The organism is Vibrio sp. HB236076 (genome assembly GCF_040957575.1).
In the GTDB taxonomy this organism is placed as follows: Bacteria; Pseudomonadota; Gammaproteobacteria; order Enterobacterales; family Vibrionaceae; genus Vibrio.
In genome coordinates this window covers 2,070,508-2,091,056 of the sequence record NZ_CP162601.1, presented here as the reverse complement: position 1 = coordinate 2,091,056, position 20,549 = coordinate 2,070,508, and the positions used below count along the sequence as shown (strand labels likewise).

General features: G+C 45.5%; 15 protein-coding genes. 10 read left to right on the top strand and 5 right to left on the bottom strand.

Annotated elements, in window-relative coordinates:
* Positions 1–41 precede the first annotated feature (41 nt).
* From AB0763_RS09195 to AB0763_RS09185, 3 genes are all read right to left on the bottom strand, one after another.
* On the bottom strand, positions 42–1,637 hold the full coding sequence (locus AB0763_RS09195) for an ABC-F family ATPase (RefSeq protein ID WP_306100448.1): 1,596 nt from the start codon (positions 1,635–1,637) through the stop codon (positions 42–44).
* 266 nt (positions 1,638–1,903) lie between these two features.
* On the bottom strand, positions 1,904–2,812 hold the full coding sequence (locus AB0763_RS09190; RefSeq protein WP_306100447.1) for a methyl-accepting chemotaxis protein: 909 nt from the start codon (positions 2,810–2,812) through the stop codon (positions 1,904–1,906).
* Positions 2,813–3,047: 235 nt separating this feature from the next.
* Positions 3,048–3,521, bottom strand: coding sequence for a peroxiredoxin (locus tag AB0763_RS09185; protein ID WP_306100446.1), 474 nt, complete (start codon positions 3,519–3,521; stop codon positions 3,048–3,050).
* Between the two features lie 270 nt (positions 3,522–3,791).
* Between AB0763_RS09185 and AB0763_RS09180 the strand changes: the two genes are divergently transcribed.
* The 5 genes from AB0763_RS09180 to AB0763_RS09160 all read left to right on the top strand — a co-directional run bounded on the left by AB0763_RS09180 (position 3,792) and on the right by AB0763_RS09160 (position 9,896).
* The gene (locus AB0763_RS09180) at positions 3,792–5,108 is read left to right on the top strand and encodes a PAS domain-containing methyl-accepting chemotaxis protein (protein WP_306100445.1); all 1,317 of its coding nucleotides are present in this window, start codon (positions 3,792–3,794) and stop codon (positions 5,106–5,108) included.
* Positions 5,109–5,144: 36 nt separating this feature from the next.
* A complete protein-coding gene (locus tag AB0763_RS09175; protein WP_306100444.1) occupies positions 5,145–6,620 on the top strand; it encodes a YdiU family protein in 1,476 nt (491 codons plus the stop codon).
* Between the two features lie 207 nt (positions 6,621–6,827).
* Positions 6,828–7,826, top strand: a complete 999-nt coding sequence (locus tag AB0763_RS09170) for a TRAP transporter substrate-binding protein (protein WP_306100443.1) — start codon at positions 6,828–6,830, stop codon at positions 7,824–7,826.
* Positions 7,827–7,890: 64 nt separating this feature from the next.
* Positions 7,891–8,538, top strand: a complete 648-nt coding sequence (locus tag AB0763_RS09165; RefSeq protein ID WP_306100442.1) for a TRAP transporter small permease — start codon at positions 7,891–7,893, stop codon at positions 8,536–8,538.
* Positions 8,535–9,896, top strand: a complete 1,362-nt coding sequence (locus AB0763_RS09160) for a TRAP transporter large permease (RefSeq protein ID WP_306100441.1) — start codon at positions 8,535–8,537, stop codon at positions 9,894–9,896. The genes AB0763_RS09165 and AB0763_RS09160 overlap by 4 nt, the downstream gene beginning before the upstream one ends.
* Positions 9,897–10,178: 282 nt before the next feature.
* Here AB0763_RS09160 and AB0763_RS09155 read toward each other — a convergent pair whose 3' ends face one another.
* Entirely contained in the window at positions 10,179–11,513 is a 1,335-nt protein-coding gene (locus AB0763_RS09155; RefSeq protein WP_306100440.1) for a sigma-54 dependent transcriptional regulator, read from the bottom strand.
* A gap of 11 nt (positions 11,514–11,524) precedes the next feature.
* A complete protein-coding gene (locus AB0763_RS09150; protein ID WP_306100439.1) occupies positions 11,525–13,306 on the bottom strand; it encodes an ATP-binding protein in 1,782 nt (593 codons plus the stop codon).
* A 604-nt stretch (positions 13,307–13,910) separates the two neighbouring features.
* Between AB0763_RS09150 and tig the strand changes: the two genes are divergently transcribed.
* The 5 genes from tig (at position 13,911) to AB0763_RS09125 (ending at position 20,421) form a co-directional block, all read left to right on the top strand.
* On the top strand, positions 13,911–15,215 hold the full coding sequence (gene tig / locus AB0763_RS09145) for a trigger factor (protein WP_306100438.1): 1,305 nt from the start codon (positions 13,911–13,913) through the stop codon (positions 15,213–15,215).
* A 106-nt stretch (positions 15,216–15,321) separates the two neighbouring features.
* A complete protein-coding gene (gene clpP, locus AB0763_RS09140) occupies positions 15,322–15,948 on the top strand; it encodes an ATP-dependent Clp endopeptidase proteolytic subunit ClpP (RefSeq protein WP_306100437.1) in 627 nt (208 codons plus the stop codon).
* 78 nt (positions 15,949–16,026) lie between these two features.
* Complete coding sequence (clpX, locus tag AB0763_RS09135) at positions 16,027–17,304, top strand: ATP-dependent protease ATP-binding subunit ClpX (RefSeq protein ID WP_306100436.1); 1,278 nt, start codon at positions 16,027–16,029, stop codon at positions 17,302–17,304.
* Between the two features lie 111 nt (positions 17,305–17,415).
* Positions 17,416–19,758 carry an endopeptidase La gene (lon, locus tag AB0763_RS09130; RefSeq protein ID WP_306100435.1) on the top strand — a complete coding sequence of 781 codons (2,343 nt, stop codon included), beginning with the start codon at positions 17,416–17,418 and terminating at the stop codon, positions 19,756–19,758.
* Positions 19,759–20,124: 366 nt separating this feature from the next.
* On the top strand, positions 20,125–20,421 hold the full coding sequence (locus AB0763_RS09125) for an HU family DNA-binding protein (protein ID WP_306100434.1): 297 nt from the start codon (positions 20,125–20,127) through the stop codon (positions 20,419–20,421).
* Positions 20,422–20,549 lie beyond the last annotated feature (128 nt).

Genomic DNA, 20,549 nt, shown 5'->3' with positions numbered 1-20,549 from the left:
GCTTTTGATTTTAGCTCGGGAAGAGTTCCTATCGCCAGAGGTTACTGCGTGAGTGCGCGTTTGGCGAGATACTCATCATAGGTGCCATGGAAATCTTCGACGCCTTGGTTGGTGATTTCGATAATTCGGGTGGCAATCGACGAGACAAATTGACGGTCGTGAGAGACAAACAGCAAGGTGCCTTTGTAGTTCTCGAGCGCCAAGTTCAATGCTTCAATTGACTCCATATCCATGTGGTTGGTTGGCTCATCCATCAGTAAGATATTTGGCTTTTGCATGATAAGCTTACCAAACAACATACGGCCTTGCTCTCCACCAGAAATGACTTTTACCGACTTTTTGATGTCGTTTTGAGAGAACAGCATACGGCCAAGAATACCGCGTACCGTTTGTTCATCATCACCGTCACTCTTCCATTGTCCCATCCAATCCAATAACGTCATATCACGTTCGAAGTCATGCGCGTGGTCTTGAGCGTAATAACCAATATTACTGTTTTCAGACCACTTGATTTCGCCAGACTTAGGCGTCATCACTTGGGCGAGTGTGTTGAGTAGGGTAGACTTACCGATACCGTTTTCACCGATGATCGCTACTCGCTCGCCAACTTCGACTCGTAAGTCAATGTTGTTAAATAAAATGTTATCTTCGTAACCTTGGGTTAAGCCTGTTACTTCTAATGCATTTCTAAACAACTCTTTTTCTTGCTCAAAGCGGATAAAAGGCGATTGACGACTGGATGGTTTGACTTCGTCAAGCTGAATTTTATCCAATTGCTTTTGACGAGAAGTCGCCTGCTTTGCTTTAGATGCATTGGCTGAGAAGCGGCTGACAAAGGTTTGCAGTTCGGCAATTTGCGCCTTTTTCTTGGCGTTGTCGGCGTGTAAGCGCTCTCTTGCTTGCTCGGCGGCAATCATGTATTCATCGTAGTTACCAGAAAACAGTCTGAGTTCACCGTAATCAAGGTCTGCCATGTGAGTACACACGGTATTGAGGAAGTGGCGGTCGTGGGAAATAATGATCATAGTGCAGTTGCGCGCTAGAAGAATCTGCTCCAACCAGGCAATAGTGTGCATGTCCAAGTTGTTGGTAGGCTCGTCGAGTAATAAGATCTCAGGTTCTGCAAACAAGACTTGCGCCAAGAGAACTCGCAATTTGAGACCCGGTGCAATTTCACTCATTAAGCCAAAGTGTTGATCTTCAGCAATCCCAAGCCCAAGCAATAATTCTCCTGCGCGGGCTTCGGCAGAGTAACCATCCATTTCGGCAAACTCAGTTTCTAAATCACCGACGCGCATTCCGTCTTCATCAGACATTTCTGGTAAAGAATAAATGCGATCGCGCTCTTCTTTGACCTGCCATAATTCTTTATGGCCCATGATCACAGTATCAATGACACTGTAGTTTTCAAATGCGAACTGATCTTGCCCTAATTTGGCCATACGCTCGTTTGGATCTTTAGAAACAACACCAGCAGAAGGCTCGAGTTCACCACCTAAAATTTTCATAAAGGTAGACTTGCCACAGCCATTGGCGCCAATTAGGCCATAGCGGTTGCCATTACCAAATTTTATTGAGATATTTTCAAACAGTGGCTTGTCGCCAAATTGCATGGTGATATTTGCAGTAGTTAACACAGAAGGTACCCAAAGTTGTGTGTGGACAGTGATATAGTCACTGCTTGGCTGATTCGCTTTTTATCACGCTGAAAGCACGAGAGTCGGACATGCTGAGATAATCGCTTTGTGAAAACACATAATAACAAAAAATGTGAACCTTATCACTAGTGAGCGATGCAAATTTACTCCTCTGCTTGGTATGTAATACAGCAGAGGAGCTTTTAGATCCGTGAGTGAATGCCGAAGTAAAATGGCCTCTAAAGCAAGTAAGACACGGTTGTGAATTAGGCTTTTGACCAAAGGTGCAATTGCTTGTTGAGCGATATAAACTGGGCGTTTAAATGACCCATCGACTCTTTTTCGGCCTCAGTATAGATGACCGCTTGATCAACATTGTTGTGGATTCGCTCAATTGCTTTTGTTGCAATATTGACATCATCGACAACGGCGGCAATGCGTTCTTCAATTTTGGTACTCGAGGCACGAGCGCGAGTAGCAAGATTTCTCACCTCATCGGCCACCACGGCAAATCCGCGTCCTTGTTCACCCGCCCGAGCGGCCTCGATAGCCGCGTTCAGAGCCAGTAAGTTAGTCTGGTCGGAAATATCGTTGATCTCCAAAGCTAACTCATTAATTTGCATCACGCCTTGGCCGAGCTTTTCGATATCGCCCTTAAAATTGCGAATGAAATCCGCGTCCGCTTTCGTCGCTTTGGCCGAGTGGACGAGGTTTTGATTGCTTTTCTCTAAGCCAGCTGCAATTGATTCACAATTGGGCAGTTCGGCTTGAAACGCTTCTCTTTGTTGATGACGAACGTGATTGTGTTGTTCGTTTTCTGCGAGCAACTCTTGTAATTGGTCTGTGAGTGTATGGTGTTGCTCTTTTGCCTGTAGTACGTCCTTTTTCAGCTGTGTTATTTGGGCTTCTGCTTCTTCGACACGCTCAAGTTGGCTTTTTTTCTCAGCATTGAGTTGCTGAAAATACGCCTTTAATTGATTGAGGTTAGCGTGTTGACCAAAGTCGGGAATATGAGCCGAAAGCAAACCGGACCAACTATTTTTTTGCTGACGTTCGTTCACGAAAGCGGCTAATAATGAGGCGGCGACAAAGAGTAAAACAAAAAAGAAACCGTGAATGAGCGTAAAGCGATCGATAAATAAAGTGCTGCTAAAAACCGTAATAAGAGCGGCCATACCATTGCACATAAGTAAGGAGCGAGTAAAACTGAATTGAGTAGACATTTGCATAGTACAAAAATAAAAAGTGGCGCTATTAAAGCAAAATAATGATCATTTCACTAATGATATTTCCGTGAACCTTACGCCTTGAGATGGTGACGTATAGACATTGGCTTAAATGATGACACCAGAAAATACAGCACAAGGTGATACAGTGACTGTACCAATTCACACAGCCACTGAGGCTTGTTTATAATAAATCGAGAATGGTTTCGGCGTTCGACACTTCAAATCGTTTGGGTTGCTCGATATTCAAGTGCGTCACAACACCATCCTCAACGATCATGGCGTAACGTTGTGAACGAATACCGCCAAAGCCTTCGGTGTCTTTCTCAAGTCCAAGTGCGCGTGTAAAGCTCGCATCGCCATCGGCCAACATCATAATTTCCTCGGCATTGCTCACTCGGCCCCACTCACTCATGACAAACACGTCGTTGACGGACACGCAAGCAATGATATCCACGCCTTTTGCCTTTATTTTATCGGCTAAGACAACGTAACCAGGTAAGTGAGACTCTGAACAAGTTGGCGTGAATGCACCCGGAACCGCAAAAAGAACGACTTTTTTGCCGGCGAATAACGAGTCGGTTTGGTGAGTGACGACACCCTCTTCTGTGCGTTGTGATAGATAAGAAGAAGGTAATGTTTGGCCTGTTGTGATCATAATAGTGCTTCCTTGTCAGTGAAAGAGTCAATAGTGGCAGGTGAAGTAAAAAGGCGCAATCTCTTTTACGCCTTCAAACGTTAATCATAAAACTGTCACCAAAAACACATATTATTACACTTAATGCGTGATCTTTGGCGGATAAGAAGCGACTTATTGTTTCCATAACATTGCCTCTTTACCTCAGTCTTTCAAAGTCAAGATGACGTATTAACAATAGTTACAGGCTAGGACTAAACAGGCTTAATCACTTGAAATAAGTAGGTTTATATGTTTGGTTCAAACAAAAAAAGAAAGATTCAACAACTCGAGGCTCAGCTACAACGGTCAAACGCGGTATTAAATGCGATAGAGCAACACGTTGCGGTTATTGAATTTTCCCCCCAAGGCGAGATTTTACACGCAAACGCCCATTTACAGCACTGCGTGGGGTATTCAGCTCAACAGTTGGTCGGGCAACATCATCGAATGTTGTGCTTTGCTCGTGAGGTGAATGACGAACGATATCAAGCGCTGTGGCGTCAACTCAATCGCGGTGAGTCCGTTATGGGGGTCTTTCGGCGCCAACATCAAAATGGCTCAGAAATCTGGTTACAAGCTACCTATTTTCCCGTGATCGAAAAAGGCCACGTTGTAAAAGTGATGAAGATTGCCAGTGATATCACGGTGCAACATCAACAGCGTTTAGCGTCGTTGAATGTTCTTGATGCGTTGCAGCGTTCATTCGCCATTATTGAGTTTTTACCCGATGGTACGATTGTCGATGCCAATGCCAATTTTACTCAAACGGTGGGATATCAGTTAAGTGACATCAAAGGGCAGCATCACCGTTTGTTTTGTCCTCCAGCCTTTTTCCAAGACAATCCGGATTTTTGGCCACGGTTAGCGGCGGGCCACGCGTATGCCGGAAAGTTTCTACGGCTCAATGCCCAAGGTGATCCGTTGTGGCTTGAAGCGATATACAACCCCATTATTAATGAACAAGGTGAGGTGGTTAAAGTGATCAAGTTTGCCACGGATATTAGTCACTCACAAAAAGAAAGCCAGCGGGCATTGCAGGCGGCAAGAAATGCGCACTCAAGTGCCTTGGCGACGAAAGCGACCGTTCATCAGGGATTAATTTCTTTAGCACAAATGGGCGAAGTGTCTGGGCTGATTGAGAGTAAAGTGGTCAATGCCGAAGAAAAAGTGCAAGAGTTACACATTCAGTCGACAAAAATTGAGTCTATTTTAGACACGATTCGCGACATTGCCGAACAAACGAATCTATTAGCGCTCAATGCAGCGATTGAAGCGGCGCGAGCAGGCGATCAAGGTCGAGGGTTTGCCGTCGTAGCCGACGAGGTCAGAAAGCTTGCCAATCGCACGGCACAATCTACCGCGCAAATTTCTCAAGTGATCACGCACAATCATCAATTGACTAACCAGGTCGGCGAGGCTATTCAAGCGGTGGTGGGGATTGCTTGTGAAGGTAACCAAAAGTTGGATCAAGTTCAGCAATTGATGGCCGAAATCGAATCTGGCGCAACACAGCTTACTGAGACGGTCAGCGGATTAACTCAAGTAAAGGGCGAAGAAATGTGTTAGCGTAGCGACCTATGTTACCCCGCCTCAGGAGTGAGTATGTCCATTTGGCAAACAGCAAAGCGCGTAGAACACTATCGCCTATTAGATCCAGCACTGTACTCTTTTGTCCCCACCACCGCCTTGAGTGCCCCCAAACTGGTGAAGTGGAACAATAGCTTGGGAAAAGCACTTGGCTTGTCTGATGATGGTGATACGCAAGAGCAATTTGTCTTACAAGTTAGCAATGGTGAGTGTGGTGATGAGTTACCGCCATTGGCAATGAAATACACCGGCCATCAATTTGGTGTTTATAACCCAGAACTTGGCGATGGGCGAGGGGTGTTGTTTGCCGAGCTGATAGCGCCCGATGGCAAGGTGTGGGACTTACATTTAAAAGGTTCGGGTCAAACGCCTTACTCTCGTATGGGGGATGGGCGGGCGGTCCTGCGCTCGACACTGCGTGAGTACCTTGCTTCTGAAGCACTGCATGCTTTGGGGATCCCGACAACGCGAGCCTTAGCATTAGTGACCAGTAACACCCCAGTGCAAAGAGAGCGTGTGGAAAAAGCGGCACAATTGATCAGAGCTACGCCATGCCATATCCGGTTCGGGCATTTTGAGTATTTGTTTTACACCGAGCAACACGAAGAGTTGCAAGAGTTGGCCGATTGGGTGATTGCGCGCTACTACCCAGAGTGTCAAGAGAGCCAGAACCCTTATCAAACGTTGTTTTTCTCCGTGCTAAAAAACACCGCCAAGATGATCGCTTACTGGCAGGCTTATGGTTTTAATCACGGGGTCATGAACACGGATAATATGTCTATCATTGGCGAAACGTTTGATTTTGGTCCTTATGCGTTTCTCGATAGTTATCAGCCGAGTTTTGTGTGTAATCATTCCGATTACCAAGGTCGCTATGCTTTTAATCAGCAACCTAGAGTCGCGCTTTGGAATCTATCTGCACTTGCTAATGCTTTTTCTCCCCTTGTTGATCGCGAGGCGTTACACGACATATTGTCCCGCTTCGACCCTTTGCTCAGTCGCGAATTTAGTGTGCTCATGCGCGCCAAGCTCGGCCTTATCGAGCGCCAGGAGGGGGATAGTCAACTCTTTTCGACCCTGTTTGAACTGTTGAATCAAAATCAAATCGATTACACACTCTTTTTCCGTTTGTTGTCCAACCTAGATAGCATCGATGAGCAGACGTTAGTCGATGAGTTTATTGATCGCGAATCTGCCCGCCAGTGGTTGTCTCTTTACACGGCTCGCTGTCAACAAGAATGCTCTGCCGATGGGCAGCGATTGTCTGCCGAGCAACGTTGTGCGGCAATGCGCAGAGTCAACCCCAAATACATTTTGCGCACCTATTTAGCGGAGCAGGCGATTCAACAGGCTGAGCAAGGCGACTTTTCATTTTTTGAGCAATTAAATCGCGTTTTAGCACAGCCGTTTGATGAGCATCCACAAGATCAAGAGTTGGCTAAACGGCCACCGGATTGGGCTAGTTCTATTACGTTAAGTTGTTCTTCATGATGGGTCATTGTCGACCCATTGGCAAAATTAATGGGTGAAAATTCACCCATTAATTCGAAGCGCGATGAGATCTCGCTCATTTCCCCATCGTGATGTTTTTTATTAATATTATGATTTGATTTGTCTTTTTTTTAACTGTTTTCGTTGGCCTAAACCTTGCCCTTATATAAATGCGTTGAGCATACATTTATAATAAGGAGAATAACCATGTTTAAGCCTCTGACCCTAATCGCCGCTTCCGTTTTAGCTGTAACCAGTTTTCAAGCCGCGGCCAATTGTGAACCCGGTGAAATTGTCATCAAGTTCAGCCATGTCACCAATACCGATAAACACCCTAAAGGCATTGCCGCCTCATTACTTGAGCAACGTGTGAATCAAGAGATGAACGGTAAAGCGTGTATGCAGGTGTTTCCAAACTCAACCTTATACGACGATGACAAGGTACTAGAAGCCTTGCTTAATGGTGATGTTCAATTAGCGGCTCCATCACTGTCCAAATTTGAAAAATTTACCAAAAAGTACCGCATCTTTGACTTGCCTTTTTTGTTTGAAGATGTCGATGCCGTCGACCGCTTCCAAAATTCTGCTGCCGGGGAAACTCTCAAAAATGCAATGAAACGACGAGGTTTACAAGGTTTGCAATTTTGGCATAACGGCATGAAGCAAATTTCAGCCAATCAACCGTTACTGACGCCAGAAGATGCAAAAGGTTTGAAATTTCGCGTTCAAGCGTCCGATGTTTTAGTCGCGCAATTTGAACAACTCGGCGCCAATCCACAAAAAATGTCGTTTAAAGAAGTCTACGGCGGTTTGCAGACCAAAGTCATCGACGGGCAAGAAAACACCTGGTCTAACATTTACGGTAAAAAGTTTTTTGAAGTCCAAGACGGGGTGACAGAAAGTAATCACGGCATACTCGATTACTTGGTGGTGACGTCGAATGCATTTTGGACAGAGTTACCTGACGATGTGCGCGAGCAACTCGATACCATTATTCACGAAGTCACCGAAGAGAGAAATGCGGAATCGACCAAAGTGAATTTAGCCAACCGACAAAATATCATTGAAGCTGGCGGTGTGGTGCGCACTCTCACCCCCGAACAGCGCCAACAATGGGTCGATGCGCTTAAACCGGTTTGGAATAAATTTGAAAAAGATATAGGCCAAGATCTTATCGATGCAGCTCTGTCATCTAACAAAGGGTAATAAACGGTCTTTTCCTAGCAAATCATGGGAGGCGTTGCCTCCCTAATTGAGAAGTGAATGGGTTATGGAATCATCAAAAATAAAAAAAATCGGTCAATGGACGGATCGCATTGAAGAGACCTTGATTGCTTTTTTTCTCGGAGCAATGACGTTGCTGACCTTCGCCAACGTGGTCTGCCGATATGTGTTTAATAGCAATATTTTGTGGGCATTGGAATTAACGGTATTTATGTTCGCATGGATGGTCTTGGTTGGCGCGTCATATGGAGTGAAGAAGCAGTTTCACATTGGTGTCGATGTCATCATCAATATGCTCTCCCCTCCAATGAGAAAAACGATGGCCCTGCTGTCTTGCTTGTGTTGTTTGCTGTTTGCGAGTTTGTTGCTTTACGGCTCTTGGACCTATTGGTATCCGTTTGCAACTGACCGTGCCTGGTATGAAACCGATGATATTCCGATGCCTGAAATGCTGCAATTTATGGCAGATTGGCTCAACGAAGGCGAGCGCTATGAAAAGATGCCGCGCTTTATTCCCTATTTGGCTCTGCCATTGGGGATGGGGCTATTACTTTTTCGATTTATTCAAGTCGCTTGGCAAATTGTGTGTGGACAAAGTGACCGCTTAATTGCTGGCCATGAAGCCGAAGACGATATGCAGGGGTTAAGTGATGAGATGGCCGACGCGTTTGATGGCAAGGAGCGTAACCAATGACAATTCTCTTTTTATTTCTCATGGTGATTGCGTTTATGCTTATCGGTGTACCGATTGCCATTTCTTTAGGTTTATCGAGTGTGCTCTTTTTGTTGTTGCACTCTGATGCTTCTCTTTCTTCTGTCGCGCAGACATTATTCAATGCTTTCGCTGGCCATTACACGCTATTAGCTATTCCCTTTTTTATCTTAGCGTCTAGTTTTATGTCCACTGGCGGAGTGGCAAAGCGCATTATTCGCTTTGCGATCGCCATGGTCGGTTGGTTTCGAGGCGGACTTGCTATGGCCTCTGTGGTGGCGTGTATGATGTTTGCCGCTTTGTCAGGGTCATCGCCTGCTACCGTTGTGGCGATTGGCAGTATTGTGATTGCCGGTATGGTCAAAAATGGTTACAGCAAAGAGTTTGCCGCTGGCGTGATTTGTAATGCGGGTACGTTAGGGATTTTGATCCCGCCATCGATTGTGATGGTGGTGTATGCCGCGGCGACCGATGTTTCGGTAGGTCGGATGTTTCTTGGCGGAGTGATCCCTGGGTTATTGGCTGGTTTAATGCTTATTGTTGCCATCTATGTTGTTGCTCGAATTAAACACCTTCCGAAACAACCCTTTGTTGGATGGCGAGAGGCGTTACTGTCGGCAAAAGAAGCCAGTTGGGGGCTGTTGTTGGTGGTGATTATTTTGGGGGGGATATATGGCGGGGTCTTTACACCCACAGAAGCGGCGGCTGTAGCAGCGGTTTATGCGTTCTTTATTGCCAACTTCGTCTATCGAGACATGGGGCCATTTGCCGACCAGAACAACCCCCATTCTGTGCCAGTTAAAATCTTGCAAACTTTTGTGCACCAAGACACCAAAAAGACCTTATTTGAGGCGGGTAAGCTAACGATAATGTTGTTGTTCATTATCGCCAACGCATTGATTTTAAAACATGTACTGACAGAAGAGCGCATCCCTCAGATGATCACTGAATCCATGCTCTCAGCAGGGCTAGGACCGATCAACTTTTTGATTGTGGTCAATGTCCTCTTGTTGATTGGGGGGCAGTTTATGGAGCCTTCTGGCCTTTTGATCATTGTTGCCCCTTTAGTGTTTCCCATTGCAATCGCGCTGGGTATTGACCCGATCCATTTGGGGATCATGATGGTGGTCAATATGGAAATTGGCATGATCACACCACCGGTAGGGTTGAATTTATTTGTCACCGCTGGGGTGGCTAAAATGTCGATGTTACAGGTAGTAAAAGCCGCGTTGCCTTGGGTAGCAGTGATGTTCTTGTTTTTGATAATCGTCACTTACATCCCATGGGTATCGACTTGGTTGCCAACTATGTTAATGGGGCCAGAAATTATCACCAAATAAGGTGAACACCCACTCACCTTGATTGCTAAGAGATAACAAGGTTATCGCCAACGTCGTTTATTATCGGGTTGACGGCGTTGGCGAGCTTGCCTGATGATGCTTTGAGATACTCGGCTATCTCTTAGATAAACGATTATATTGAGTCTTTATAGCCTAGCGGTTAAAAGCCATCAACGGCAATACAGCGCCCCTCACGGCAGGGGCCGTTGTGAGTATTCATTGAGTGGTAGCAAGGCAGGGCTCAGAGAGTCATTGCTTTGTGTGCGTTTGTTAAGCTTAGTGTCACCCTTTATAGTGCTCTTTAACCAGTTGATACTTTGCCATTTTGTCATAAAGCGTCTTACGAGCGAGTCCTAACTTTTCCATGGTCAATTTTATGCTCCCTTGACACTCTAACAATGCCTGGGAGATCGCGGTTTTTTCAAACTCCGCCATTTGTTGCGTTAACGTCAGTTGGGAAGATGCGTTGATATCGTGGTTTTGCTCTAACTCGCCAAGCAGTACAAAACGCTCAGCGGCATTGCGCAGTTCACGCACATTACCTGGCCAATCGGCGCTCATTAGCTGGTGTAAGGTATTCCCATCGAGCGCACTGGCATCTTTTCCATATCGAGAAGCGGCAACGAGTAGAAAGTGGTGGAACAGAGCAGGGATATCTTCTTTGCGTTCACGCAGCGGTGGGATTGGTAACGTCACTACGTTGAGCCGGTAGTAAAGATCTTGACGAAAATCCCCTTGGTCAGCGGCTTTTTTAAGATCGATTTTTGTGGCGGCAATGACTCGAATGTCAATCGGCGTTAAGGTATTGGAACCGACTCGTTCGATTTCTCGCTCCTGCAGTACGCGTAAGAGGCGAATTTGAGCTTGCATTGGCATCGACTCGATCTCGTCAAGAAACAATGTCCCTCCACTGGCGTATTCAAACTTTCCGATACGCGCTTTATCCGCGCCAGTAAACGCCCCTTTTTCATGGCCGTAGAGTTCACTTTCGATTAGGTTTTCCGGTACCGCTCCGCAATTGACCGCGACAAAGTGCCCCTCGCGACGAGCACTTTGTTCGTGTAACGAGCGTGCTACGAGCTCTTTGCCAGTGCCCGTTTCACCAAACAACAAAATATCGGCTTGCGTGTCTGCAACCTGATAGATGGTATCGCGCAATTGCAAAATTGCAGGGGTGTTACCAATGATTCTGGGTCCTAAAGTTTGGCTGGCTTGTAAACTGCGCTTTAAACGTTGATTCTCAGCCGTCAATTGTCGTTTTTCACTGGCGCGATAGACGATTTCGATCAGGCGATCAACGGCAAATGGCTTTTCGATAAAGTCGTAGGCGCCGTTTCTCATCGCGGTCACCGCTGTGGAAATATCCCCGTGACCTGTGATCATAATGACGGGTAAATCTTCGTCTTTGTGCACTATGGTGTTGAGTAAATCTAGGCCAGAGATCCCAGGCAAACAAATATCACAGACCACGACATCAATCACTGGATTTTTGTCTAATGCCAACAACGCGCTCTCTGCATCGTGAAAGCACAGTGCTTCAATACCTGCCAGTTCAAAGCTTTGTGCAATGGCACTGTTTAAATCGCGATCGTCATCAATAAATAAAACATGACACATAAAAGAAACCTCTATTGGCTACAGGGCAGTTGAACAGTAAACCTCGCCCCTTTTAATGTTGGGCTTGGCGAAGCATAAAGATCGCCTCCCATATGCTTGAGAAGGTGATGAGAAATGGACAATCCAAGTCCTAATCCTTTGCTTTTACTGGTGACAAAAGGAGAAAAAACCGAGCTCTCTTGTTGTGGGGGTAAACCACACCCATTGTCATCAACGTGGATAGACAGGCTTCGATCTGCATTGAGTTCGGTACTGATAAGTAAGATTTTATCCGTTTCCTCGGCCATCGCGTCAATGGCATTGGTGACTAAGTTGATGATGACTTGTTCGACGTGGATAGGGTTAACGATGACCTTTGGGCAATCTTCTATTAACGCGATATTCACGGTGATCTGCTGTTTTTTTAATTCGGGGTCGAGCAGTACTTTACACGAGAGTAACAGTGGGCGAAGTTCGGCTTCTACCAGCGTTGTCGGATCGGATTTTCTAGCGAAAGCTTTGAGTTGATGGCTGATTTTCGCCATTCGTTCGGTCAAATCGCCGATGCGACACAAGTTGTTTTCGGCCATGTCGTATTGCTCTTTGCGAATAAATGCCACGGCATTATCGGCAAAACTTCTTATCGCTGCTAAAGGATTGTTGAGTTCATGACTGATACTGGCGGACATTTGTCCTAACACCGCAAGCTTAGCTGCTTGAATCAGTTCGTTTTGAGTGTTGATAAGCGCTTGTTCGGTTTTCATCCGTTCAGAAATTTCGGCTTGCAATTCAGACGTGCGCGCCATGACTTGTAATTCAAGCTTTTGATTGGCGGCTTTTTGTAGGGTTTCAATCTGGATAAATTTTTGCCGGCGATGGTCGTACAGTTGCCAGATAAGCCAGATAGTGACAAATAACAACGAACACAGCGCAAAGTAAATCAACATACTGATCCAAATACTGTGTTTTGCAGAAAAAATACGCATAGTCAAATGCAATTTCGGCAGGGGTTTGGATGAAACAATCAAGGTGCCAAAGACCTTGTCTACCGCGGAATTTACTTCGGTCACTAAAGGCGAAAAATCGCCAACAAAATCCAGTGACTCAATGTTTGTATCTAGATACTGTTGACTGTCAGTAATGCGCTGACGGACCTTAGCATCAAGTGGCGCAAGGCTTTTTAACAACCATTGAACTGTACTGGACATAAAGACGATGTTGCGATCGTCGGTCGCGACAAACACACTGCTTTTGTCTTTCCAGATAGACTCGATGGCGGTGAGATCCATTTTGATTACGACAATGCCAACCGCTTGAGCTTGGTTATAAATGGCGTGCCCGTAATAATAACCTCGAGTTCCCGAGGTCGAACCCAAGGCAAAGTATTCACTTTTGCCAAGGCTCATTGCTTGGCTAAAATAGGGGCGAAACGCAAAGTTTCGGCCAATAAAGCTGGTGTCTTTTTGCCAATTACTGGCCGCTAAGGTGGTCCCTAAGTGATCGAGAAGGTAAGTATCTGACGCACCAATAATGGCATTGACCTCTTCAAGGTAACGGTTGGTTACGTCAATTTGTGCTGCGTTATCGGCATGGCGTAAGGCTTCGAGTAGCGCAAGGTCGTTTGACAACAGTCGAGGTAAATGAGCGAACTTGTCGAGGCGGTTTTCTATGTGACTGGTAAAGCGTTCGAGTTGCAGTTTGTGTTCATCGAGTAACCCTTGATAACTGACTTGTTTCACCCCGATCATGCCGAGTATAAGCAAACACAGATAACTGACAATAAACCAAAAGGTAAGACGATTGACGCTGAACATTAAACCACCTGAACTTTTTTTCCATCATAAAGCGGATGCAGGTGTTCACTGAACGAAAGGTGAATAAAACAAGAGCTTGATCGGATTTAAATCTAAGAAAATTGATCTATTTCACCTTGAAAAGCCCATTTTTGTCCCCATTTTTGGTTTAAGCGTGGCAATACCCGTTAAAAGTGTGCTCAAAAAGCGTAAATTTTGCGTATTCCCTGTTCACACAGTGGCGATTGGCTCGACACTGAGACTTCCTCTCGTTAGAATGTCGCGTCTAAAATTTTGTCCAAGGAAGCGATTTGAAATAATTCTGCGCTTTCCTGATGTTGGTAAAACAACATCGAACTTAATAATTCGTTTAGGTGCTCTTTTTGTAACAATCTGATTAATTATGTGGTCAATGATTGGACGGTAAATAAGCTTGATAACAAGGCTCGAAAAGAAATCGTTGCTTGGCAATGGATTGTCTTAACGCCGTTGTCGGGTTATTAACCCGTTAAATCGACCAGCTATTTAGTGAGATTGGTATTATGAGCGCAGACAAGGATGGAATATCGGCATAACGGTGTTCCTTTGCTCAGACTCACTGAGCCACTTTTGAGGTTTATATAAAATGCAAGTAACTGTTGAAACGCTAGAAGGCCTACAGCGCCGTCTTAACATTACTGTTCCTGCGGCTAAGATCGAAGACGCAGTCACAGCTGAACTACGTAACATCGCTAAAAACCGTCGTTTCGATGGTTTCCGCAAAGGCAAAGTGCCATTGAAGATGGTTGCAAAAATGTACGGCAGTGCCGTTCGTCAAGACGTTCTTGGTGAAGTAATGCAACGCAACTTTATCGAAGCGATTGTGAGCGAAAAAGTAAACCCAGCAGGCGCACCGACGTTTGAACCGGTTACCAACAAAGCAGGTGAAGACCTCGTTTTCAACGCAACATTTGAAGTATACCCAGAAGTTGAACTCAAAGGCCTTGAAAACATCTCGGTAGAAAAACCAACAACAGAAGTCAACGACGCTGATGTTGAAGAAATGCTAGAAACGTTGCGCAAGCAACAAGCCACTTGGAAAGAAGTTGACGCGCCAGCAGAAGCGGGCAAGCGTGCGACTATCGACTTTGTTGGTTCAATCGACGGCGAAGAGTTTGAAGGCGGCAAAGCGGAAAACTTCCCTCTAGAAATGGGTGCTGGCCGCATGATCCCTGGTTTCGAAGACGGTATCGCAGGCAAAACTGCCGGTATGGAATTTGAAATTGATGTGAACTTCCCTGAAGATTACCACGCTGAAAACTTGAAAGGTAAGGCGGCTAAGTTTGCCATCAAACTGAACAAGGTTGAAGAACAAGAGCTTCCTGAGCTAACGGATGAATTCGTATCTAAATTCGGTGTTGCTGAAGGCGGCGTTGAAGCATTGAAAGCGGAAGTTCGCAAAAACATGGAACGCGAGCTAAAACAAGCGATTAAAAACCGCATCAAAGAGCAAGCGTTAGATGGCCTTGTTGAGCAAAACGACATTGAAGTGCCGGCTGCTCTTATCGATCAAGAAATTCAAGTACTTCGCAAGCAAGCGGCGCAACGCTTTGGCGGCAATGAAGACGCGGCGGCTCAACTGCCACGTGAATTGTTTGAAGAGCAAGCAAAACGCCGTGTGATGGTTGGCCTATTACTTGGCGAAGTCATCAAGTCAGAAGAGCTAAAAGCAGACGACGAAAAAGTGAAAGCTTTGATCTCTGAAATGGCAACGGCTTACGAAGATCCATCTGAGGTTATTGCTTACTACGAGCAAAACGAAGAGATGATGAACAACATGCGCAACGTTGCTCTCGAAGAGCAAGCGGTTGATGCTATCATCGCTAAAGCACAAGTTTCTGAAAAAGAAGTGAGCTTTAACGAGCTGATGAATCAGACTCCGGCTGCATAATCAGCGATATCTCGCGCAGAAAAGTTGACTTTTAAAGCGCTATTCTGCTAACAATGGTCCGTATGATACACATCATTCGGGCCATTTATTTTAGGGACATAAGAATATGAGCTACCAAGAAAAAAACGCAATGTCACCCATTGTTGACGCCCTCGTACCTATGGTGGTTGAACAGACTTCCCGCGGTGAACGTTCTTACGATATTTACTCTCGTTTGTTGAAAGAGCGCGTGATCTTTTTGACTGGGCAAGTCGAAGATCAAATGGCTAACTTAGTGGTTGCACAATTGCTATTCCTAGAGTCAGAAAACCCTGACAAAGACATTTTCCTCTACATCAACTCACCAGGTGGCAGTGTTACTGCGGGTATGTCTATTTACGACACCATGCAGTTTATCAAACCCAATGTCAGCACGGTATGTATGGGTCAAGCTGCGTCGATGGGTGCTTTTTTACTTGCAGGTGGTGCGCCGGGCAAACGCTATGTCTTGCCAAACTCTCGCGTGATGATTCACCAGCCTCTTGGCGGCTTCCAAGGTCAGGCTTCTGACATCCAAATCCACGCTCAAGAAATCTTGGGCATTAAGAAAAAACTCAATACCCTATTGGCAGAACACACTGGTCAGCCTTTAGAAGTCATTGAGCGCGACACCGACCGTGACAACTTTATGTCGGCTCAACAAGCGGTAGATTACGGTTTAGTTGATGCTATCTTGTCACATCGTGGTGAATAATACTCTCTAGACTAACAGCAAAATGAATTGTTTTGTTGTACACTGGATCAGAGAAAGAATAGGTTAAGAGGTTAGCGAATGACAGACAAAAGCAAAGACAATAACAGCAAGCTGCTTTATTGCTCTTTCTGCGGCAAGAGCCAGCACGAGGTTCGCAAGTTAATCGCAGGCCCTTCCGTTTACATTTGTGATGAATGTGTCGATCTTTGTAATGACATTATTCGTGAAGAAATCAAAGATGTTCTGCCTAAAAAAGATGCCGAGGCCCTACCGACGCCAAGAGCCATTAGTGAACACCTTGATGATTATGTGATCGGTCAAGAGCATGCAAAAAAAGTGCTATCGGTAGCGGTGTACAACCACTACAAACGCTTGCGCAATGGTGACAAAACCAGCGATGGTGTTGAGCTAGGCAAAAGTAATATTTTGCTTATTGGCCCAACAGGTAGCGGTAAAACACTACTCGCAGAAACGTTAGCACGCTTCTTAGATGTGCCGTTCACCATGGCGGATGCAACCACGCTGACTGAAGCCGGTTACGTCGGTGAAGACGTTGAAAACATCATTCAAAAATTGCTGCAAAAATGCGATTACGACGTGGCGAAAGCCGAACGTGGTATTGTTTATATCGATGAGATCGATAAGATTTCACGCAAAGCGGAAAACCCATCGATTACACGTGATGTTTCTGGTGAAGGTGTGCAACAGGCATTGCTTAAGTTGGTTGAGGGCACTATTGCTTCGGTACCACCGCAAGGCGGACGTAAGCACCCTCAGCAAGAGTTTTTGCAAGTCGATACATCTAAAATCCTCTTTATCTGTGGCGGGGCCTTTGCCGGTCTAGATAAAGTGATTGAACAACGTGTTGACAAGGGGACAAGTATTGGCTTTGGCGCTGAAGTGCGTTCTAAAAGCGAGTCTAAAACCACCGGTCAACTGTTTAGCCAAGTGCAACCCGAAGATTTGGTGAAATACGGTTTAATCCCGGAATTTATCGGGCGTTTACCGGTAACCACGACCTTGACCGAGCTTGATGAAGCTGCACTAGTGCAAATTCTTTGTGAGCCTAAAAATGCGCTAACGAAGCAATATGCCGCGTTGTTTGAACTCGAAGATGCCGAACTTGAGTTTCGTGAAGATGCCTTACGCGCTATTGCTAAAAAAGCGATGGAGCGCAAAACCGGTGCACGTGGACTTCGCTCTATTCTTGAGGGCGTGTTACTCGAAACCATGTACGAGCTTCCTTCCTCAGAAAACGTCTCAAAAGTGGTGATTGACGAGTCCGTCATCAATGGCGAATCAGAGCCTTTACTCATCTACAGCAACTCAGATAATCAAGCTGCTGGCGCAGAATAAGACTTGAGTAAAAAGGAGGTATATTTACCTCCTTTTTTTATTTATTGTCATTGAAAGCAAATATTTAATCCCCATATCTTACCTATAACATAAAGCGGAAGAGAGAATATCATGAACTTGGAACGCTCCGAGCGAATCGAGATACCCGTCCTGCCTCTACGAGATGTTGTGGTTTACCCTCACATGGTGATTCCACTTTTTGTAGGGCGTGAGAAATCTATCAGTTGTTTAGAAGCAGCGATGGAAGCTGATAAGCAAGTTTTGCTAGTGGCACAAAAGCAAGCCAGCACTGATGAGCCAGAAACTCATGATCTTTATGAAATCGGTACCGTTGCCACTATTCTACAATTACTCAAACTGCCCGATGGCACTGTGAAGGTGTTGGTTGAAGGCCAGCAACGCGCAAAAATTATCGAATACAAAGACAGTGACTTTTTCTTAGCCGATGCCGACTTTGTTGAAACCCCAGCAATGGCCGAAAACGAGCAAGAAGCGGTGGTTCGCAGTGCCATTAACCAGTTTGAAGGTTTTATCAAGCTGAATAAAAAAGTGCCGCCTGAAGTGTTGACTTCACTGAATGGCATTGATGATGCAGCGCGCTTAGCCGATACCATTGCTGCTCATATGCCATTGAAAATTGAAGAAAAACAAAATGTGCTTGAGCTGCTTGATGTCAGTGAAAGACTCGAGTTTCTCATGGGCCAAATGGAATCAGAAATCGACTTATTGCAAGTTGAAAAACGCATTCGCGGCCGTGTTAAAAAGCAGATGGAAAAGTCTCAGCGCGAGTATTACCTCAACGAACAAATGAAGGCGATCCAAAAAGAGTTGGGCGATTTAGACAATGCGCCTGATGAATTTGAGTTGCTGAAAAAGAAAATTGCTGACGCTAAGATGCCGAAAGAGGCGTTAGAAAAAACCGAGCAAGAGTTGCAGAAGCTAAAAATGATGTCGCCCATGTCGGCAGAAGCGACTGTGGTGCGCAGCTACATTGACTGGATGGTGAGTGTACCTTGGGCGAAGCGCTCGAAAGTGAAAAAAGATCTCGCCAAAGCTGAAGAGATCCTCAATGCTGACCACTACGGGCTTGAGCGTGTTAAAGACCGAATTCTCGAGTATTTGGCAGTGCAAAATCGCGTCAATAAACTCAAAGGGCCGATCCTTTGTCTCGTAGGGCCTCCTGGCGTGGGTAAGACGTCTTTAGGACGCTCTATTGCGGCTTCAACGGGGCGTAAGTACATTCGTATGGCGCTTGGTGGCGTTCGTGATGAAGCGGAAATCCGCGGTCACCGCCGAACTTATATTGGTTCATTACCAGGCAAACTGATCCAAAACATGTCTAAAGTCGGTGTTAAAAACCCGCTGTTTTTACTCGATGAGATAGACAAAATGGCCTCTGATAGCCGCGGTGACCCAGCGTCGGCGTTGCTAGAGGTGTTGGATCCAGAGCAAAACAACAGCTTTAATGATCACTACTTGGAAGTGGATTACGATTTGTCTGATGTGATGTTTGTCGCGACCTCAAACTCGATGCAAATCCCTGGCCCGCTGTTGGATCGCATGGAGGTTATTCGTCTTTCAGGTTATACCGAAGATGAAAAACTCAATATTGCTAAACGCCATTTAATCAACAAGCAAATCGAGCGCAATGGTCTTAAAAAAGGTGAGTTGATCTTAGAAGACTCTGCGATTATGGGCATCATTCGCTACTACACTCGTGAAGCGGGTGTGCGTAATCTTGAGCGTTCTATTTCGACTGTGTGTCGCAAAGCGGTGAAAAACATCTTGCTAGATAAGTCGCTAAAATCGATCACTGTGACCGGTGATAACCTCAAAGACTACCTCGGAGTTCAGCGTTTTGATTTTGGCAAAACCGAAGATCTCAACCGCGTAGGTCAAGTCAATGGTTTGGCTTACACTGAGGTCGGTGGTGAGTTATTGTCAATTGAAGCAGAATCGGTAGTCGGTAAGGGTGTATTAACTCAAACTGGTTCGCTAGGCGATGTGATGCGTGAGTCAATCCAAGCGGCAATGACGGTGGTGAGAAGCCGTGCGGACAAATTGGGTATCAATCACGACTTTTACGAAAAACGCGATATTCACGTTCACGCACCGGAAGGCGCAACACCTAAAGATGGTCCGAGCGCGGGTATTGCCGTTTGCACCGCTTTAGTGTCGAGTCTGACGGGTAACCCAGTTCGCTCGGATGTGGCGATGACGGGTGAAATTACCTTGCGCGGTGACGTTTTGCCTATCGGTGGCGTTAAAGAGAAATTGCTTGCTGCACATCGCGGTGGGGTGAAAACGGTCTTGATCCCTAAAGACAATGAACGCGATTTGGAAGAAATTCCGAAAAATGTGATTGCTGATCTCAAAGTGATCCCTGTGAAGTCGATTGATGAAGTACTGACAGTCGCACTTGAGCGCAACCCACTTGGTGTTGAAATCGCTTAATGTTTATCCACTTGCTCACGAAATTGAGTGATTAAGGACAAATATTATTAATCTTTACGCTGACAGCTCGAAAAAGGCTTGTCAGCGTTTTTTTTCAAGGCTAAGTTAGTCAACGTTGAATGAGTGCTGAAAGTTGTTTGACTCACATTGTCAGAGTTAAACACTTGTTTTGGCTTTGTGCCAATCTAGCGAATTAGCGGGTCGTACTCGCTGGGCGACACTCGATTCTGCTGCGCAGTCATTGATCACACGCTTATTCAGATTGGCATTACTGAAACCGTCAATTGGGTTTCTAACGTTTACATGAGTCATTTAGTTAGACTTTATTTTAGAAATGGATAACGTCACCTCGTATCGTATTCATCGGTGACACAAAGGGGAATAACAGTGAATAAAACTCAACTTGTAGAAAAAATTGCTGCCGATGCCGATTTGTCAAAAGCATCAGCAGGCCGTGCTCTTGATGCGATGATTGAAGCCGTTGGCGAAACCCTACAATCAGGTGACCAAGTGTCTTTGATTGGCTTTGGTACTTTCAGTGTTCGCACTCGTGCAGCACGTACCGGTCGCAACCCGAAGACAGGGGCAGAGATTCAAATTGCCGAAGCGAAAGTGCCTGCTTTTAAGCCGGGTAAAGCGCTTAAAGATGCGTGCAATCAGTAATCTTCATCGGTAATTGATTTTAATTGAACGTTTTAAGTTAATGCGCATCCTAATGATGCGCATTTATTTTTCTGATATTATCCAATGAGACAATAGAAGAAGCCATGGCTTCAAGAGTGGAGAGCTTT

What these genes read in the sequence shown, in the direction of transcription:
- AB0763_RS09190 (WP_306100447.1), bottom strand. Translation starts at nt 2,812, where the DNA reads ATGGCCGCTCTTATTACGGTTTTTAGCAGCACTTTATTTATCGATCGC.
- AB0763_RS09185 (WP_306100446.1), bottom strand. Translation starts at nt 3,521, where the DNA reads ATGATCACAACAGGCCAAACATTACCTTCTTCTTATCTATCACAACGC.
- AB0763_RS09180 (WP_306100445.1), top strand. Translation starts at nt 3,792, where the DNA reads ATGTTTGGTTCAAACAAAAAAAGAAAGATTCAACAACTCGAGGCTCAG.
- AB0763_RS09175 (WP_306100444.1), top strand. Translation starts at nt 5,145, where the DNA reads ATGTCCATTTGGCAAACAGCAAAGCGCGTAGAACACTATCGCCTATTA.
- AB0763_RS09170 (WP_306100443.1), top strand. Translation starts at nt 6,828, where the DNA reads ATGTTTAAGCCTCTGACCCTAATCGCCGCTTCCGTTTTAGCTGTAACC.
- AB0763_RS09165 (WP_306100442.1), top strand. Translation starts at nt 7,891, where the DNA reads ATGGAATCATCAAAAATAAAAAAAATCGGTCAATGGACGGATCGCATT.
- AB0763_RS09160 (WP_306100441.1), top strand. Translation starts at nt 8,535, where the DNA reads ATGACAATTCTCTTTTTATTTCTCATGGTGATTGCGTTTATGCTTATC.
- AB0763_RS09155 (WP_306100440.1), bottom strand. Translation starts at nt 11,513, where the DNA reads ATGTGTCATGTTTTATTTATTGATGACGATCGCGATTTAAACAGTGCC.
- AB0763_RS09150 (WP_306100439.1), bottom strand. Translation starts at nt 13,306, where the DNA reads ATGTTCAGCGTCAATCGTCTTACCTTTTGGTTTATTGTCAGTTATCTG.
- tig (WP_306100438.1), top strand. Translation starts at nt 13,911, where the DNA reads ATGCAAGTAACTGTTGAAACGCTAGAAGGCCTACAGCGCCGTCTTAAC.
- clpP (WP_306100437.1), top strand. Translation starts at nt 15,322, where the DNA reads ATGAGCTACCAAGAAAAAAACGCAATGTCACCCATTGTTGACGCCCTC.
- clpX (WP_306100436.1), top strand. Translation starts at nt 16,027, where the DNA reads ATGACAGACAAAAGCAAAGACAATAACAGCAAGCTGCTTTATTGCTCT.
- lon (WP_306100435.1), top strand. Translation starts at nt 17,416, where the DNA reads ATGAACTTGGAACGCTCCGAGCGAATCGAGATACCCGTCCTGCCTCTA.